The organism is Flavobacterium sp. 120 (assembly GCF_003633605.1).
In the GTDB taxonomy this organism is placed as follows: domain Bacteria; phylum Bacteroidota; class Bacteroidia; order Flavobacteriales; family Flavobacteriaceae; genus Flavobacterium; species Flavobacterium algoritolerans.
This window is the reverse complement of sequence record NZ_RBKZ01000001.1, coordinates 2,796,043-2,813,856: the sequence shown is the minus strand read 5'-3', so window position 1 is coordinate 2,813,856 and position 17,814 is coordinate 2,796,043. Positions and strand designations below refer to the sequence as shown.

At 33.1% G+C, this 17,814-nt stretch carries 15 protein-coding genes; 11 read left to right on the top strand and 4 right to left on the bottom strand.

Annotated features, from left to right (window positions below; genetic code table 11):
- Positions 1 to 197: 197 nt before the first annotated feature.
- The 7 genes from topA (at position 198) to C8C87_RS11965 (ending at position 10,002) form a co-directional block, all read left to right on the top strand.
- Complete coding sequence (gene topA, locus C8C87_RS11995; RefSeq protein ID WP_121342758.1) at positions 198 to 2,717, top strand: type I DNA topoisomerase; 2,520 nt, start codon at positions 198 to 200, stop codon at positions 2,715 to 2,717.
- 72 nt (positions 2,718 to 2,789) lie between these two features.
- Positions 2,790 to 3,941, top strand: coding sequence for a formimidoylglutamase (locus C8C87_RS11990; protein ID WP_121342757.1), 1,152 nt, complete (start codon positions 2,790 to 2,792; stop codon positions 3,939 to 3,941).
- A gap of 267 nt (positions 3,942 to 4,208) precedes the next feature.
- Entirely contained in the window at positions 4,209 to 5,618 is a 1,410-nt protein-coding gene (gldK, locus tag C8C87_RS11985) for a gliding motility lipoprotein GldK (RefSeq protein WP_099714470.1), read from the top strand.
- Between the two features lie 46 nt (positions 5,619 to 5,664).
- Positions 5,665 to 6,312 carry a gliding motility protein GldL gene (gene gldL, locus C8C87_RS11980; RefSeq protein ID WP_099714471.1) on the top strand — a complete coding sequence of 216 codons (648 nt, stop codon included), beginning with the start codon at positions 5,665 to 5,667 and terminating at the stop codon, positions 6,310 to 6,312.
- A gap of 45 nt (positions 6,313 to 6,357) precedes the next feature.
- Complete coding sequence (gene gldM, locus C8C87_RS11975; RefSeq protein WP_099714472.1) at positions 6,358 to 7,905, top strand: gliding motility protein GldM; 1,548 nt, start codon at positions 6,358 to 6,360, stop codon at positions 7,903 to 7,905.
- A gap of 53 nt (positions 7,906 to 7,958) precedes the next feature.
- Positions 7,959 to 8,849, top strand: coding sequence for a gliding motility protein GldN (gene gldN, locus C8C87_RS11970; RefSeq protein WP_099716271.1), 891 nt, complete (start codon positions 7,959 to 7,961; stop codon positions 8,847 to 8,849).
- 100 nt (positions 8,850 to 8,949) lie between these two features.
- The gene (locus C8C87_RS11965) at positions 8,950 to 10,002 is read left to right on the top strand and encodes an FAD-binding oxidoreductase (protein ID WP_121342756.1); all 1,053 of its coding nucleotides are present in this window, start codon (positions 8,950 to 8,952) and stop codon (positions 10,000 to 10,002) included.
- 2 nt (positions 10,003 to 10,004) lie between these two features.
- Here the strand turns inward: C8C87_RS11965 and C8C87_RS11960 are convergent, their stop codons facing one another.
- On the bottom strand, positions 10,005 to 10,388 hold the full coding sequence (locus tag C8C87_RS11960) for a DUF983 domain-containing protein (RefSeq protein ID WP_099716272.1): 384 nt from the start codon (positions 10,386 to 10,388) through the stop codon (positions 10,005 to 10,007).
- 73 nt (positions 10,389 to 10,461) lie between these two features.
- Between C8C87_RS11960 and C8C87_RS11955 the strand changes: the two genes are divergently transcribed.
- Complete coding sequence (locus C8C87_RS11955) at positions 10,462 to 12,369, top strand: ATP-binding cassette domain-containing protein (RefSeq protein ID WP_099714474.1); 1,908 nt, start codon at positions 10,462 to 10,464, stop codon at positions 12,367 to 12,369.
- Between the two features lie 33 nt (positions 12,370 to 12,402).
- Here C8C87_RS11955 and C8C87_RS11950 read toward each other — a convergent pair whose 3' ends face one another.
- A complete protein-coding gene (locus C8C87_RS11950) occupies positions 12,403 to 13,371 on the bottom strand; it encodes an App1 family protein (RefSeq protein WP_099714475.1) in 969 nt (322 codons plus the stop codon).
- A gap of 64 nt (positions 13,372 to 13,435) precedes the next feature.
- Here C8C87_RS11950 and C8C87_RS11945 point away from each other — a divergent pair, with 64 nt between their 5' ends.
- Positions 13,436 to 14,326, top strand: a complete 891-nt coding sequence (locus tag C8C87_RS11945) for a diacylglycerol kinase family protein (protein WP_099716273.1) — start codon at positions 13,436 to 13,438, stop codon at positions 14,324 to 14,326.
- On the opposite strand, the gene C8C87_RS11940 is transcribed toward C8C87_RS11945, so the two are convergent.
- The gene (locus C8C87_RS11940; protein ID WP_121342755.1) at positions 14,319 to 15,467 is read right to left on the bottom strand and encodes a GNAT family N-acetyltransferase; all 1,149 of its coding nucleotides are present in this window, start codon (positions 15,465 to 15,467) and stop codon (positions 14,319 to 14,321) included. The genes C8C87_RS11945 and C8C87_RS11940 overlap by 8 nt on opposite strands.
- Before the next feature lie 97 nt (positions 15,468 to 15,564).
- Between C8C87_RS11940 and C8C87_RS11935 the strand changes: the two genes are divergently transcribed.
- Positions 15,565 to 15,843 (top strand): 4a-hydroxytetrahydrobiopterin dehydratase, encoded by a 279-nt coding sequence (locus tag C8C87_RS11935; protein WP_121342754.1) that lies wholly within the window; start codon positions 15,565 to 15,567, stop codon positions 15,841 to 15,843.
- A gap of 88 nt (positions 15,844 to 15,931) precedes the next feature.
- Here C8C87_RS11935 and C8C87_RS11930 read toward each other — a convergent pair whose 3' ends face one another.
- Positions 15,932 to 16,414, bottom strand: a complete 483-nt coding sequence (locus tag C8C87_RS11930) for a DUF1761 domain-containing protein (protein WP_099714477.1) — start codon at positions 16,412 to 16,414, stop codon at positions 15,932 to 15,934.
- 182 nt (positions 16,415 to 16,596) lie between these two features.
- On the opposite strand from C8C87_RS11930, the gene C8C87_RS11925 reads away from it, so the two are divergent.
- On the top strand, positions 16,597 to 17,451 hold the full coding sequence (locus tag C8C87_RS11925; protein ID WP_121342753.1) for a leucine-rich repeat domain-containing protein: 855 nt from the start codon (positions 16,597 to 16,599) through the stop codon (positions 17,449 to 17,451).
- Positions 17,452 to 17,814: the final 363 nt, after the last annotated feature.

The following is a 17,814-nucleotide window of genomic DNA, read 5'->3' as shown; positions in this document are numbered from 1 at the left end:
AAGAGCTTCCGTTGGTCGCTTTTTTAGAACAGGAAACTTTTACTTTTTTGCTCCGGGCTTTTCACTATAATCGAGGCTAAAAAACAGTCGGGTATGGCAATAACTTACTTATTAATGATTGTGAAATAATTCAAAAATAAAATCTAAAGCCCAATATTTAAAAAAATTAGATACTTTTGTCCCAGAAAAATAGAGCAATGGCAAAGAATTTAGTTATAGTTGAGTCCCCTGCAAAGGCAAAAACAATCGAGAAATTTCTAGGAAGTGATTTTCAAGTAGAGTCCAGTTATGGGCATATTGCTGACTTACCTTCCAAAGAAATTGGTGTAGATGTGGAAAATGGTTTTAAACCCAAATACGAAGTTTCTGCCGATAAAAAAGCGTTGGTCACTAAATTAAAAGGATTAGCAAAAAAAGCCGAAATGGTTTGGTTAGCAAGTGATGAGGATCGCGAGGGTGAGGCTATTTCTTGGCATTTAGCCGAAGAATTAAAATTAGACAAAACCAAAACCAAGCGAATTGTTTTTCACGAAATTACTAAAACTGCGATTCTAAAAGCAATTGATAATCCACGAGAAATCGATTATAATTTAGTTAATGCACAACAAGCACGTCGTGTTTTGGACAGATTAGTTGGTTATGAATTGTCGCCTGTACTTTGGAGAAAAATTAAAGGGGGACTTTCTGCGGGTCGTGTACAATCAGTGTCTGTTCGTTTGATTGTAGAGCGTGAAAGAGAAATTCAGAATTTCAAAGCGATTGCAACGTATTCTGTTGTGGCTGAATTTACTAACGAATCTGGAAAAACATTCAAAGCCAAACTGCCTAAAAATTTCAATACTAAAAAAGAAGCCGAAGATTTTTTAAATAAAAATATAGGTTCTTCATATAAGGTAGCCGATTTAGAAACGAAGCCTACCAAAAAATCACCAACTGGACCTTTTACCACTTCGACTTTGCAACAAGAAGCCGCTCGTAAATTGTATTTGCCTGTTGGAATTACCATGCAACTCGCACAACGTTTATACGAAGCTGGACTTATCACTTATATGAGAACGGATAGTGTGAACTTATCTAAAGATGCAATGGAAGCTGCTGAAGCGGAAATCATCAAATCCTACGGAAAAGAATTTTCTAAACCTCGAACTTTTGTCAATAAAAGCAAAGGAGCACAGGAGGCGCACGAGGCGATTCGTCCTACAGATATGTCGCGTCATACGGTAGATATCGACAGAGATCAAGCGCGTTTGTATGATTTGATTTGGAAAAGAACATTGGCTTCGCAAATGAGTGATGCACAATTAGAGCGTACCAATGTGAAAATTGAAGCAAATAATCACGGTGAAATATTCACGGCATCTGGAGAAGTTTTGCTTTTTGAAGGTTTCTTGAAAGTATACTTAGAAGGTCATGATGACGATGAAGAGGAGCAAGAAGGAATGTTGCCTGCGATGAAAGTCAACGAAAAATTACAAAACAATTATATCTCAGCAACCGAAAGATATTCTAGACCACCAGCAAGATATACGGAAGCTTCTTTGGTAAAAAAATTAGAAGAATTGGGAATTGGTCGTCCTTCTACTTATGCGCCAACAATTTCTACCATTATCAACAGAAATTATGTGGAGAAAGGAAATCTTGACGGTCAGGAACGTAATTATACGCAATTGACTTTACAATCCGGGAAAGTAGGAGAGAAGTTACTGAAAGAAAATACAGGTTCTGATAAAGGGAAATTAGTTCCTACAGATATTGGAACAATTGTTACCGATTTCTTGGTTAAGAATTTTGGAAACATTTTAGATTATAATTTCACTGCAAAAGTGGAACAGGATTTTGATGAAATTGCAGAAGGAAATATCGTTTGGACAAAAATGATGCAAGAGTTCTACGATAAATTTCACCCAACCGTGAAAGATGTAGAAGCGAATGCAGACAGAGAAAGCGGTGAAAGAATTCTGGGAACTGATCCAAAAACTGGGAAACCAGTTTCGGTGCGTTTAGGGAAATTTGGACCAATGGCACAAATTGGAGCTGCTGATGATGAAGAGAAAAAATTTGCCAGTTTAATGGCAGATCAAAATATTGGAAACATCACTTTAGAGGAAACTTTGAATTTATTTTTGTTACCAAAAAATCTTGGAGAATATAAAGGAGAAGAAGTTGAGGTGAGTAATGGTCGTTATGGTCCATATATTCGTCACGGAGCCGCTTTTGTTTCGTTGCCAAAAGGAGAAAATCCTCTAGATGTAGATTTTGAAAGAGCTCAGGAATTAATTGATGAAAAAGCCGCCGCCGATGCGCCAATAGCAGTTTATAAAGGAGAAGGTGTACAGAAAGGTGTGGGTCGTTTTGGTCCTTTTATCAAATGGAACGGTTTGTTTATTAATGTGAGTAAAAAGTATAACTTTGATAATCTTTCTCAATCGGATATTGAAGCCTTGATTGAAGATAAATTGCAAAAGAATATTGATAAGGTTCTGCATAATTGGGAAGAAGAAGGAATTTTAGTTGAAAAAGCCCGTTGGGGACGTTCGGTAATTACTAAAGGTAAAATCAAAATTGAATTAAGTAAAGATGTTGATGCCACAAAATTGACATTAGCCGAAGTTCAGGAAATGATTGCCAAGAAAACACCAGCAAAAAAAGCACCGGCAAAGAAAGCAACAACGACAAAAAAACCAGCAGCTAAGAAAGCAGCTGTTAAGAAGAAATAAGTATAAACACATTCCATTCTTACCTTCCCTCTCCTATGAAGGGGGTTGTGGAGAGGAAAAAAAAGAAATAAAATGGAATTTGATTTTCTGAAACCCGTAGATGATGAAATCCTTGCTTATATAAACGGATTGACTTCTCAGCAATTGGGAAGTAAAATTGTGCTGCATACAGAAAAACAGTTTCCGGATTTAAATAAGATTAAAATTGCTGTAATAGGCGTTTTAGAAAATCGAGGAGACAAAAAAGCTGTTTCGGATGTAGATTTAATACCACTTAGAAAAGAGCTTTACGGATTGTTTCCAGGAAATTGGGATGCTTCTATTGCTGATTTAGGTGATATTCTGGCAGGAAATTCTGCTGAAGACACTTATTTTGCCTTAAAAAAAGTGGTTGCAAGTTTAATCAAGAAAAAAATAACTCCCATAGTTATTGGAGGTTCTCAAGATTTGACGTACGCGCTCTATAGAGCTTACGATGATTTGGAACAAATGGTCAATCTAGTTTCCATTGATAATAAATTTGATTTTGGTAAGGATGAAGAGGAAGTCTCGTCTTCGTCTTATTTGACAAAAATAATTGTAGACGAGCCTAATAATCTTTTCAATTATTGTAATATTGGGTATCAAACGTATTTTAATTCGCAGGAAGAAATAGATTTGATAGAAAAACTGTTTTTTGATGCCTATAGATTAGGGGAAGTTTCTAATAATATTTCTATTTCGGAGCCTGTTTTTAGAGATGCTGATTTAGTAAGTATTGATTTGAATTCGGTTAAATCATCTGATTCTGGAAATTTTATTTCGTTTGCACCAAATGGTTTTAATGGAAAAGAAATTTGTTCTTTGTCACGATATGCGGGAATAAGTGATAAAGTATCATCATTTGGAATATTCAATCATAATAATTCGGCACAAGAATCGGTCATTATCGCACAGATAATTTGGTATTTCATAGAAGGGTTTCATTATCGTTCTAATGAGTATCCTTTTGGAAGTAAAGAGAATTATTTAAAATATATTGTTCCATTAGAAGAAGAGGAACTTGTTTTTTATAAAAGTGATAAAACGGATCGATGGTGGATAGAAATTCCATTTATTTCAAATGTTAATAATAAACTAAAAAGAAATACGTTATTACCATGTTCCTATGAAGAATATTTATTGGCATGCAACCAAGAATTGCCTGAAAGATGGTGGAAAGCACAACGAAAGAATATTTTGTAATCATTATTTTACATTTACAATTCTGTCCTTGAAAATTGTTTAAAAATTAATGGATTTTATAAGCTTAACATTATAAAACAGATAAAAAAATCGATTTTTGTGTATTTTATCGATTATTTTAGCATTTTATCGACAAAATATTTTTTTTGTATTTTATTTAACATTATTTTTGAGCTCAAATTAATTTCATAACAAAAATATTGTTTTATTAATAAATAATAAATAGGTTTACACACTTAAAAATAATGAATAGATAACCAAATTTATATGAAGAAGTTCATTGCATATACGTCAATTTTGGCCCTTTTAATCGGCTGTGGTAAATCAAGCGATAAAGGAGAATTAGTTGGTATTAATGGAGGTAAATGGCATCCTGAAAAGCCTTATGGAATGGCTTTAATTCCTGGTGGTGCTTTTATTATGGGTAAATCAGATGGTGATTTAGCTAATGTGGAAGATGCTCCTACTAAAACTGTTACTGTTCGTTCATTTTATATGGATGAAACGGAAATTACCAATAGTGAATACCGTCAATTTGTAGAATGGGTAAAAGATTCTACTATGAGAGTTAGATTAGCTATTCTTGCTGATGAAAGTGGTCAGACTGCTGGTGCGGGAGATCCTAAAGGTAAAGGTAAAAATGCCGGAAGTATTGGTGATTTTGCTTTTAATGATTCAGATCCTGAAAAGATGACAGCTTATGATAAATACATGTATGATAATTATTATAGTGTAGGTACTGCTGATGATCCTTATGCAGGAAGAAAGCTTAATAAAAAAGTGAAACTAATCAAAGATACTAAGTTGTATCCGGATGCATATTACGCCGAAGTAATGGATTCAATGTATTTGCCAATAGAGGCTTCATACAATGGATTAAGAACTATCGATGTAAATAAATTAAAATTCCGTTATTCTTGGATGGACATTCAAGCAGCTGCAAAAGCTAAAGTAGGAAATAGAAAAAACTTCATCAGAACGGAAGAAGTAAAAGTATATCCTGACACAACGGTTTGGATTAAAGATTATGCTTATTCTTATAATGAGCCAATGCACAATGATTATTTCTGGCATAAAGCTTACGGAGATTATCCAGTTGTAGGAGTTAAATGGACTCAAGCAAAAGCTTTTTGTGCTTGGAGAACTTTAAATAAAAACACCTACATAAAATCTAAAAAGAAAGGGCATGACTTGATAAACTCATTCAGATTGCCAACAGAAGCAGAATGGGAATATTCAGCAAGAGGTGGTTTAGAGTCAGCTACTTATCCTTGGGGTGGTCCTTACACTAAAAATGACAGAGGTTGTTTCTTGGCGAATTTTAAACCTAACAGAGGTGATTATGCGGCAGATGAAGCTTTGTATACTGTAGAAGCAAAATCATATGAGCCAAATGGTTATAATCTTTATAATATGGCTGGAAACGTTTCTGAGTGGACTGATTCATCATATGATCCAAATGCTTACGAATATGTTTCTTCAATGAACCCGAATGTTCAGGATTATAAGAATCAAAGAAAAGTGGTTCGTGGTGGTTCATGGAAAGATGTTGCTTACTTCCTTCAAGTGAGTACTCGTGATCATGAATATGCAGATTCTGCCAGAAGTTATATCGGTTTTAGAACAGTTCAAGATTATATGGGACTTCAAACCACCGGTAACGGGAAAAAGAAATAAATAAAAGAAACCAAATCTATATCTATTAAATTAAAAAAAAACTATTATGGCATTACTAAGTAAAAAACAAATGAATTTCGCATACGGTATGGGAGCTGCGGTTGTAATTATTGGAGCATTATTCAAAATTACACACATTGAATTTGGATTTATAACAGGGAATTTAATGCTTACAATAGGTCTTGTTGTTGAAGCTTTAATCTTTGCTCTTTCTGCTTTTGAACCAGTTGATGATGAATTGGATTGGACATTAGTTTATCCTGAATTAGCAAATGGAGTAAAAGGTGAATCTAAGAAAAAAGTTGAAGCTCCTGCTGATACTCAAGGATTGTTGTCTCAAAAATTGGATGCAATGTTGAAAGATGCTAAAATTGATGGAGAATTAATGGCAAGCTTAGGGAATAGTATCAAAAATTTTGAATCAGCTGCCAAAGGAATTGCTCCAACAGTAGATTCTATTTCTGCAACTAAAAAATACAGTGAAGAATTGTCTATGGCTGCGGCACAGATGGAATCTTTAAACAGCTTATACAAAGTACAATTAGAAAGTGCTTCAAGAAATGCTGAAGCAAATAAAGAAATTGCTGAAAATGCAGGAAAATTAAAAGAACAAATGCAATCTATGACTGCAAATATTGCTTCATTGAACAATGTTTATGGTGGAATGCTTTCTGCAATGGGTAATAAAGGATAATTAGTTTCAAACTATAAAAAAACAACAAACTAATTAGTAGAAAATATGGCAGGAGGAAAACTAACCCCTAGACAGAAGATGATTAACCTAATGTACTTGGTTTTTATCGCGATGTTAGCATTAAATATGTCCAAAGAGGTATTATCAGCTTTTGGGATTTTAAATAATAAAATAGTAGAGTCTAACTCTATAACTGATACTAGAAATGAAAGCTCATTTCAACAATTAGCTCAAAAAGCAGTGGATCAACCAGGTCAATTTGGTGATAAAAAAGCTAAAGTTGAAAAAATTAGAGCTTTGTCTAAAGAGTTTAACGACTACATAGAAAATATCAAAACAAAGGTTACTACGAAATTTGAAAGAGATGCCGAAGGAAATTTGCCATACGAGCAAATGGATAAAGGAGATTTAATTGACAGAATGTTCTTTACTGGAGATAGAGTTTCTAAACAAGGTAAAGAGTTCTTAGATAAAATCAATAATTTCTCAACTCAAATAAAAGCAATTGGTGGAAGTTCAATTGCTGAATCTGAAATGAAAAAGATTGAAGCTAGATTTGCTACAAAACCAGTTTATTCTGAAAAAGCAGGTGCTAAATTAGATTGGATTGATTACAACTATAAGGGATATCCACTTATTGCTACAATTACTAAATTGTCTCAATTGCAAGCAGATATCAAAACAACTGAAAGCGATGTAATGACAGGAATGTTTCAGTCCGACTTAGTTGCTGCAGCATCACTTACGGCTTACCAACCTATTGTTGTTCTTGATAAATCGGTTTTCTTTCAAGGAGAAGCGGTAACAGGAAAAATTATTTTAGGTAAATTTGATCCATCATTAAAAGCAAAATCTGTTATTGTTAATGGATCTAGTGTACAAGCGCAAGCGGGTCAAGCTAAGTTCTCTTTTGGTGCTGGTAATATTGGAGAACATGCTATTGGCGGTTCATTTAATTTTGATGAGAATGGGAAAGTAGTTAGCTTACCTATTAAAGATAAATATGTTGTTGTTGCGAGACCAAAATCGGCTACTATTTCTGCAGATAAAATGAATGTAGTTTACAGAGGTGTTGTTAACCCAATGACTATTTCTTTTGCAGGAGTTTCTGCTGATAAAGTTTCTGCTAGCGCTCCAGGATTAAGTTCTGCAGGTGGTGGTAAATACAATATGAGTCCAGGTTCAGGTTCTGAAGTGGTTATTAATGTAACAGGTGCACTTCCTGACGGTTCTAAAGTTTCTGACAAGAAAACCTTTAGAATAAAAGGTATTCCTGGTCCAACAGGAACTATTAGAGGAGAAATGGGTGTTGTTAAAGGACCTAAATCAAATTTACAAATTGCTACAATTGGAGCCAAATTAGTTGATTTCGACTTTGAAGTTGGATTAAACGTAATTGGATTTAATTTAAAAGTAACTGGTCAGCCTACTGTAGTTGTTACAGGAAATAAATTGAATGCACAGTGTAATGCTGTACTTTCAAAAGCAGTTAGAGGAGATCAAGTTACTATTTCTGAAATAAAAACAAAACTTGTTGGTGCAGGTAGCTATTTATTGCCAAGAACTGCTCCAGTAATTTTTGAAATACAATAAATAATAAGTAAGTTTATATTTGACCTACTTCAATATCTTATTATGATACCATGATGAATGTAAGAAATTTTTTAATCGCTATTGTCTCTATTACGGGAAGTTTCGCCTCTTTTGGACAGTCTAATTTGCTTAATGCAAAAACTCCTGACCAAATAGGACTTAAAACTGCGGCACAACTCATTTCAGATAATGATAAACCATTAGTCTATGGTTATGTACATGATAGAGATGTTTTAATGGGTAAGACTACATGGGAAATTATTGACTTAAGTGAAAAAATTAATTTTGCTTTGTATTTTCCTATTGATACTTCAAATATTGGTTCTGATAGAAGGTCTTTGTATGATGTGCTTACAAAAGCTTTGAAAAATGGTAAAATTACTGAGGTGTATACTGATAGTTATTTTAATACCAAAAAATCAATGCAAGATATTCAAACTTCATTGACTCGTATAGATACTACTGACGCAGGTAGAGAACAAATTAATGCTGGAAACCAAATATCTGATGAGTATATTTTAAGACAAGACTTAGCTGCTCAAGATGTAACCCAATATAAAATTAAAGGATACTGGTATTTTGATAAACGTCAGAGTGAATTGAAGTATCGTTTATTGGGAATTTGTCCTGTAACTCCAGATGTTTATACGATGAACAGTGATGAAAAGGATTATATCGAATTGTTCTGGGTATTCTTCCCGGCTGCAAGAGATGTTTTGCATGAAGCAAAAGCGTTTAATGATAAAAATTCAGCGATGCCAGTTTCATTTGATCAAATATTAAACTCGAGGCGTTTTAATAGTGTTATTTACAAAGAAGAGAATGTATACGGCGATAGAACTATTGAAGAATACATGAAAGATAACGCGCAAAATCAATTATTAGAATCGGAAAGAGTAAAAGAAAAAATTCGCAATTTCGAACAAGATATGTGGAATTATTAATACCGGCTTTAAAATATATTAAAAAACTCTTACTATAATGGTAAGAGTTTTTTTGTTTTAATGTGTTTACTTTGCACTTATTTAAAAGGTATAATTTCAAATGATTGATTATTTAATTATAGGTTCTGGTTTAGCAGGTATTTCATACGCAGAGATTGCTTTGCGGAATAATAAATCTATTTTGGTTTTGGATAATAATTCTCAAAATTCATCTAAAATTGCTGGAGGTTTGTATAATCCTGTTATTTTAAAACGTTTTAGCGAGGTGTGGCAGGCTCAAGAGCAATTAGTTTTAATGAATGAATTTTATACTCTTTTAGAAAAAAAACTAAATTGTAAGGTTGATTTCAAAAGTCCTATTTTAAGAAAATTCTTTTCCGTTGAAGAACAGAATAATTGGTTTGCCGCTTCGGATAAAGTTGCGCTTGCTCCTTTTTTGTCAACAGAGTTAATTTTTAAAAAGTACATAGGAATTGATTCTCCTTATGGTTATGGCGAAGTTTTACAAACGGGCTATGTAGACACCGCTTTGCTTTTAAATAAATACAGAGAGTATCTAAAACATAACAATTTGTTTCAAGAAGAATCTTTTGAATATGATGCTTTAGTAATTTATTCTGACGGTATTCAATATAAAAATATTCACGCCAAACATATCATTTTTGCGGAAGGTTTTGGGATGCATGCCAATCCTTATTTTAATCAGTTGCCTTTAGACGGAACCAAAGGAGAGCTTTTTATTATTAAAGCACCTGAGTTAGATTTAGATGTAATTGTGAATACGAGTGTGTTTATTTTGCCACTTGGGAATGATTTATTCAAAGTTGGCGCAACTTATAATTGGAAAGATAAAACGGATTTACCTACTGAGGAAGGAAAAACAGAATTAGTAGATAGAATAAAGGAAATTATTACGTGTGATTTTGAAATTGTCGAGCATTTTGCAGGCGTTCGACCAACGGTCAAGGACAGAAGACCGTTAGTGGGGACACATAGGAATTATGAATTCATACATATTCTCAATGGTTTGGGAACCAGAGGAGTTATGCTAGGACCGGCAATGGCAAAAGCGTTATTTGAAAATATAGAATATCAAGTTCCACTAAATAAAGAAATTGATATTAAAAGATTTCTGCCTAAAGGGCAGCAGTAATATTATTTTTGGTTCGTTTTTGGATCATACGAAACAAACATATTGATGTAAATGTTTCTGGACCAGCGCAAGACAAATGGGAATAAGACAATAAGTGATGCAATTATAGCAATAAAAGCCACTTTTAGGCTGGAGCCAAAGATTACAAATGAGATTAAAAAAGCTGCAATTCCAACAGCGACATTCAATCCATAACTGACATACATTGCACCATAAAAAAAGGAAGGTTCAATTTGATATTTTAAACCACAATGGCTGCAATTTTCATGCATTTTCAAGATTTTATTGAAATGTAACGGATTTTTGTCCAAATACATACTCTCATTCTGACATTTAGGACAAGTTCCTGTTAAAATGCTATATAATTTGGATCCTTTTTTTAACATTTGCAAAAAATTTAATTTTTCCTTTCTTAGAGTTACAAATTTACACATTCGAAAAGGAATAAAATAACAATACATGCTTAATATACACAATTTATCCGTTTCGTTTGGTGGTACTTATTTGTTTGAAGAAGTTACCTTTCGATTGGGTGCCGGAGACCGTGTGGGTCTTGTAGGGAAGAATGGAGCGGGAAAATCTACCATGCTTAAAATGTTGGCTAAAGATTTTGCTCCTGATTCAGGTGTTATTTCTCAAGAGAAAGATCTTCGTATGGGATTCTTGCGTCAGGATATTGATTTTGAACAAGGAAGAACAGTTTTGGAAGAAGCATACGAAGCTTTTACAGAGATTAAAATTGTAGAGAAAAAGCTCGAAGAGATTAATCACTTGTTAGTTACAAGAACGGATTATGAAAGTGATGAATACAGTCAAATCATAGAAGACTTATCTGATTATACCCATCGTTTTGATTTATTAGGCGGTTATAATTATGTGGGAGATACGGAGAAAATTTTACTTGGTTTAGGATTTAAAAGAGACGTATTTGATAATCAAACCGAAACTTTTTCTGGTGGATGGAGAATGCGTATTGAATTAGCCAAATTATTATTGCAGGCCAATGATGTTTTGTTGCTGGATGAGCCTACGAATCACTTGGATATAGAAAGTATCATCTGGTTAGAAAGTTTCCTTCGAAATTATCCGGGAGTTGTGGTGATTGTTTCGCACGATAAAATGTTTTTGGATAATGTGACGAACAGAACGATCGAAATTTCCCTAGGAAAAGCATATGATTTCAATAAACCATATTCTCAATATTTAGAACTGCGTCATGAAATTCGTGAGAAGCAATTGGCAACGCAAAAAAACCAAGCCAAAAAGATTGAAGAAACGGAAAAATTAATTGAAAAATTCCGTGCTAAAGCTTCCAAAGCATCGATGGCACAATCGTTAATCAAAAAATTAGATAAAGTAGAACGTATCGAAGTGGATGAAGATGACAACTCGGTGATGAATATTACTTTTCCTGTTTCAAAAGAACCGGGGAGAGTTGTAATTGAAGCCGAAAACGTGACTAAAAGTTACGGTGATAAAACGATTTTGAAAGATATCAGTTTGTTAGTGGAACGTGGAAGTAAAATTGCATTCGTTGGACAAAACGGACAAGGAAAATCGACTTTCATTAAAGCTATAGTTGACGAATTCGAGTATAAAGGAAATATCAAGTTAGGACATAATGTACAGCTGGGTTATTTTGCGCAAAATCAAGCCGAATATCTGGATGGCGAAATCACTTTGTTGCAAACCATGGAAGATGCTGCTGCAGATACAAACCGAATGAAAGTACGCGATATGCTGGGTTCTTTCTTGTTTCGTGGTGATGATGTAGAAAAAAAGGTAAAAGTCCTTTCTGGAGGCGAAAGAAACCGTTTAGCGCTTTGTAAATTGCTTTTGCAACCAATCAATGTTTTGTTGATGGATGAGCCTACGAATCACTTGGATATTAAATCTAAGAATGTTTTGAAAGCCGCACTTCAAAAATTTGGTGGAACTCTATTGCTGGTTTCTCACGATAGGGATTTTTTGCAGGGAATGTCAAATTTGGTTTATGAATTCAAAGACCAAAAAATAAAAGAATATTTAGGGGATATCAACTATTTCTTAGAGCAACGCAATATGGAAAATATGCGTGAAGTGGAGAAAAAAGATGCCCAAAAAGCAGCTGCGCCTAAAGAAAGCAACAAAGCTTCTTATGAAGATCAGAAAAAAGGGAAAGCGTTGCAGAATAAATTGAGCAAAGTCGAGAGTCAAATCAAACAATTAGAAAAGGACATTCAGCAAGATGATAAAATGCTCGCTTCTAATTATGATAAACACATTGAAGACGCTAAATTTTTCACAGCATACAATAAGAAAAAAGCAGAATTGGACAAACTTCTCTCTGATTGGGAAATAGTTCAGGAAGAAATAGATAATTTATAAAAAAGAGAGAGTTCCATTTTTGGAGCTCTTTTTTTATGCAATAATCCCAATCATTTTAGAGTGTGCAATGGCTTCGCTGCTATTTTGAAAATAACAAACAGAAACTTTCAGGGTTTCTAAATTTTTCAAAACCGCAGTTACTTTTTCTTTTTTGCTTGTTCCGGTTTGTCTAATATAAACGGCTTTTACGGTTACTGGAAAAATCTTACAAATGGCCTCGTATAGAAATGGATCGTGTTGCGAATCATCTCCAAGAAGTACATATTCTAAATTTGGGTAAAATTCTAAAATGTGTTTTATTTTGTCAAACTTATGATTGTGATTGCCTCTGCCGGTCAAGAAAAAATCAGTGAGGCTTGTTTTAATATCCTTCAATAATAAAACTGCTTTCGGGAGCTGATGAATTTCGGTGAATTTTGTGATAAAACGATACAAATTCCATTCGCTGCTGGAAACATAGAAAAAAGCATTGAATTCCTCTTTGTTTTCCCTTCCTGCTGTGCTTAACGCCTGATAATGCGTCACAACATCTTCATAGATTTTTCTCTTGTTTACGTTTTTAAATAATAAAACATATAATTTTTTCAAAGGATTCAGCGTGTGCGAAACTAAAAAAGTATCATCAATATCTGATATGATTCCTAAATTTCCTTTGTGGGGACGTATGTAACTGTCTCGGGTTGTTATGGATTCATTTTTGTAAACAATACTTACTTCGTAATCAATCCATCCATAATTAGTGTTTTGGTCTAATGGAACACAGAATTTAAAATAACCGTCGATTAATGTTTTGGTATGAATTTTGGCATTGTTGTGTTCTAAGTATACATCGGCGTTTGCCTGTGTTTTTATTTGAAACATTTTAATTACCGAAGTAGCGTTTTTCAGATTCTTTTTTTGAAAATTATACTCTTGAATTGTTGTTGGCTTAAAAACATGCCCCATCACAATCAATTCCTGTTCATTAGCATAGCCGCGATATAATTTTAAAATTGGTTTCATTTATTGTAGTACTTTTGAGTGTTGTTGAAATTAATTGTTTTTAATCAATAAAAGAAGAAAAAGTTTGAAAAATAATATTATGCTGGTTGTAAATCCAATCTCTGGTGATGTTGACAAATCAGAGTTGATTGATGCGACAACAATTTTTGCAGGAAACGAGAATTTAAATCTTGTAATTTATAATACTTCGGGAGCCTCTGATATTGAGAATATAAAAGTGCTCTATGAAACCTATAATCCGGAACGAATTATTGTTGCCGGTGGTGATGGAACAATAAAAATGGTTGCTGAGGCCATGGAAAATCATGACGTTATTATTGGGATTATACCGGCTGGTTCTGCCAATGGTTTAGCTGTAGATTTAAATTTGCCATCTACAATCGAAGAAAACTTAGAAATTGCATTTCATAACGACTACATGGAAATAGATATGATTTCTATCAATGGGAAAAAAAGTATCCATTTGAGCGACTTAGGCGTAAATGCAGAAATGATAAAGAACTATGAAAATAGTAGTATTCGAGGAAAATGGGGATACGCGATACAAACAGTTACCACTTTGATTGATTTAGACGATCCTTTTACTGCAACAATAACAGGCGATTTTGAAACAATTGAATGTACAGCAAGAATGATTGTGATTGCGAATTCTCAAAAATACGGTACAGGGGTTTCTATCAATCCTAATGGCGTTATGGATGATGGAAAGTTTGAATTAGTTATTTTGAAAAATTTAGATTTGGTAGTACTTGGAAAAATTATTTCAGGGAATATGCCTTTAGATTCAGAAGATGTTGAGATAATTTCTACAGATAAAGCAATGGTTAGGACAAATGTTCCGGTTAGTTTTCAAATTGATGGGGAATATTGCGGTACCGAGACAAATCTGAATATTGAAATTTTACCCAAACAAATGAAAGTAGCTATTCCGAATTTAATTAGCGGGATTATTTAAAGGGGTTTCGTTCCTGCCAATTGGTTTCAGGTTCGAGATATCTAAATATTTTAGGCATATACGAATTGACTATTTGATTGCTATGGGCTATAAATCCATACATTTTTATAGGTTTTGCGCCAACAGAACTTTTAATTTCCAATGCCGTTCTTGCAAACACAATTTCCTTAAAACCTTTATTGATGGAATATGCGATCATATCATATAGCATGTTTAAATACAGCATTTTTTCGCGTTGTATACTTTCGTCATACCCAAGAAAATAAGTGTCCATTACGGAACCATTTTTTATTAAAGTATTAAATCCAATTAATTTTTCATCAATAAAATAGCCATAAAAAAGAAACTTGTCTTTAAAGATTTCTTTGAAAACCCTAAAATGGTTTTTAGGCAGAAAAAAAGTATTGAAAGGCGCATTTTTGGCCACATGAAGATACAAGTCATAAATAGTATCTTCCAGAGCAATGATATCCTCTAAATGCATTTTTCTTTTCTCAATAATGGTTGCTTTTTTTCGGGCTCGTTTGTATTGATCTCTGTATTTTTTTGAAAGTGAGTCAATGTAGTCTTGTTCAGATTTCCAGTTTTCATTGATGTGAAAAACCATATTCGGTTGTGTCGAAAACTGATAATCATTTTCGAATTCCGGAATGGCAAAGTTCGCAATGTCTTCTTTGTGAAAATCTTTATAAGTGGTAATATGAATCTTTTTACCTTTGGACAGAAACATTTTTTTCAATGCTGTTGTTGCTGACCTCAGGGTTTGCAACGCTTTCTTTTTATCAATAGACTTTGATAACGCAAAAGAATTTTGCCCGGTCAGCATGTTGTTTCCAATTACAAGAACATGAGAGCCGAAATTTCTGAAAACTAAATTTCGAACAGTGGTTTTAATGCATTTGTCTCGATCTCCAAAAGATTCCAGTAGGTTTAAATCTAAAAATTGAGAGAGAGCAATCCCTACTAAAGTTTCATTTTCGAATAGTCCAATAAAATGACACACCATATTTTCCGGAGATGATTTCTCTAAAATCTCCAAGTATTTTTTGGATAAAAAAATGGTTGAAACAGCTAAGTCGTCCCAGTTTGAAGGAAGTTGCGCTGTCTCACTATAAATTTTAAAAGAATAAGGTGTAGTCAAAATTGAGGAGTAATTTTTTTTCAAAATTAGTTAATAAAGTTAAAGTATTTCTCAATGTCTCGAAATTAACTAACTTTATATAAATTAAAAGTACATTATGGAAACCTATTCAGCAGAGACAATTCAACCAGAGTTAAAAGCGCTTAAAGATTGGCAATTTGACAATAATGGAATTGAGAAAAAGTTTGTCTTTTTAAACTTTACTCAAGCATTAGGTTTTATAGTGCAAGTAGGAGTGATGGCCGAGAAAAGAAATCACCATCCGGAATTATTCAATGTGTATAATAAAGTCACAATCAGGCTGACAACACATGATGCAAGCGGAGTTACCGATAAGGATTTAGATTTAGCCAAAGCTATTGAGGGAATTCAATAAAAAATAAATTTCGTCTTGAAGAATGCCAAGACGAAATTTATTTTATTTTATTTTATTTTATTTTATTTTATTTTATTTTTTTTGGAAATTATTTCCAGGCACAAATAATTCCTCCCATAATCATAAAGCATACGATCCAAAAACCGCCTGTTACCAGAGTGTATTTGAAGCTTCTTCTTTCGTATAATGCATTAGTTCCTATAACCGGTAATACTAAAAATAGTCCAGTCATAAAACCATGTAAAGCTCCATGCTTGAAAGTTCTGAATGCCATTCCGTAATCTGCCATAAAAGCCTCGTAAGAAGGTTTTGCGATACTTGGATCTCCTCCCACCATTCCTAATGCGCCAAATTGATGTATAGTCAGCATTTGTATTATAAAGCTTATGAAAAAAGCGTACAGTAATGATAGTCCAAATGTCAAGAGCATATTTCCTCCTTTCATTTTTTCTTCGGTCATACCGGATTCTTTCATCCAAATGGTTCCAAAAACTTTTGGATTGTACCAAACAAATCCTACTACAAGTGTCGATAGCGCAGCAACAAAAAGTGCCAGAAAATTGATTTCCATAAAATTGGTTTTAAAGATTAGTAAATCAAATTTAACAAATTAATATTTAATTAAGAAAATCAAACATTCTTGTAAGATATAACTCTATAAAAATTGCAAAACAGTGTAGTTCGTCGATTTTATTTGCTGATTGGCTTCGTAGTGTGTAGTTTTATGTGTATTAAAAAAATAAATCTGACGTTATGAGAAATATAACTACTCTATTTTTAACCCTTTTGTTTTCATTTTCAATGTTTGCAGATGTGTCTCAATCTGAGAAAGATGCGTTAGTAAAACTGTATCAATCTACAAATGGAGATCAGTGGAAAGTAAAATGGGATTTAACATCACCTATTTCTACTTGGCATGGTGTTACGTTGCAAGACGATAAAGTGATTTCTATTGCCTTGGACAATAACAATTTGATTGGTGAAATTCCTGAAGAAATTTTAAACCTGGTAAGTTTGCAAAAATTGGATTTACACAAAAATCAAATATCAGGAATAATTCCTTCTTCAATAGGGAAATTAAAAGAAATGAAAGTATTGAATCTTTCGTTCAATAGACTATCAGGAACAATTCCTTCTTCTATTTGTGAAATGAGTAATTTGAAAGATTTAGAATTGTATATGAATGCCATTTCAGGAGAATTACCAATGCAAATAGGAGCTTTGAATCAATTAGAAACACTTTCGTTATTCAACAATGAAATAGCAGGGCAAATCCCAACTTCATTATATGAAATAAAAACGCTAAAAACATTGCTTTTAAACAGTAATAAACTTTCAGGAGGATTAAGTAGTGAAGTAGTAAACATGACATCACTTGAAAATCTTAGTTTGTTTGATAATAAGATGATTGGTCAGATACCTTTCGAGCTTGAGAAATTGGATAAATTGAAAGAAATGAATATTTCTTACAATATGTTTAATGGATTAACATCTAGAAATTTAGCGGTTTTAGATACGTTAAATATGACAATGATAAATGATAAGGGAGTAGCGGTTTTATTAGAAGTGAATACTGGTAAAAATACAGCTATCGCTTCTGAAGATTAATTTAGAAATAGTAAAGAGTTTGCATACTCTTTGATATTGCATATTTAGTTGTTTTAATAAACTTAGTTTGTCTAAACCTGTGAAGCTTGCTTCACAGGTTTTTTTTTCGTTTAGATTGTTTTGACTTATAATCTTTCAATTTTCGACTTTGAAGGAAATATGATGCGAAATGACAATTCCAATAAATCACACTTTAACTCAAAACATCTGTTATTTCTATTGTCATATTTCAAATGACACAGTTATAGGTTTGTGGTCGCTATATTTAGTCCAATTTTCATATTCTCCTATTTCCACACTTTTAATTTTGTCAATTAGATTTTTAGATGCAAAGCAAAAGTCAATGTGATATGGTCTGTCAAT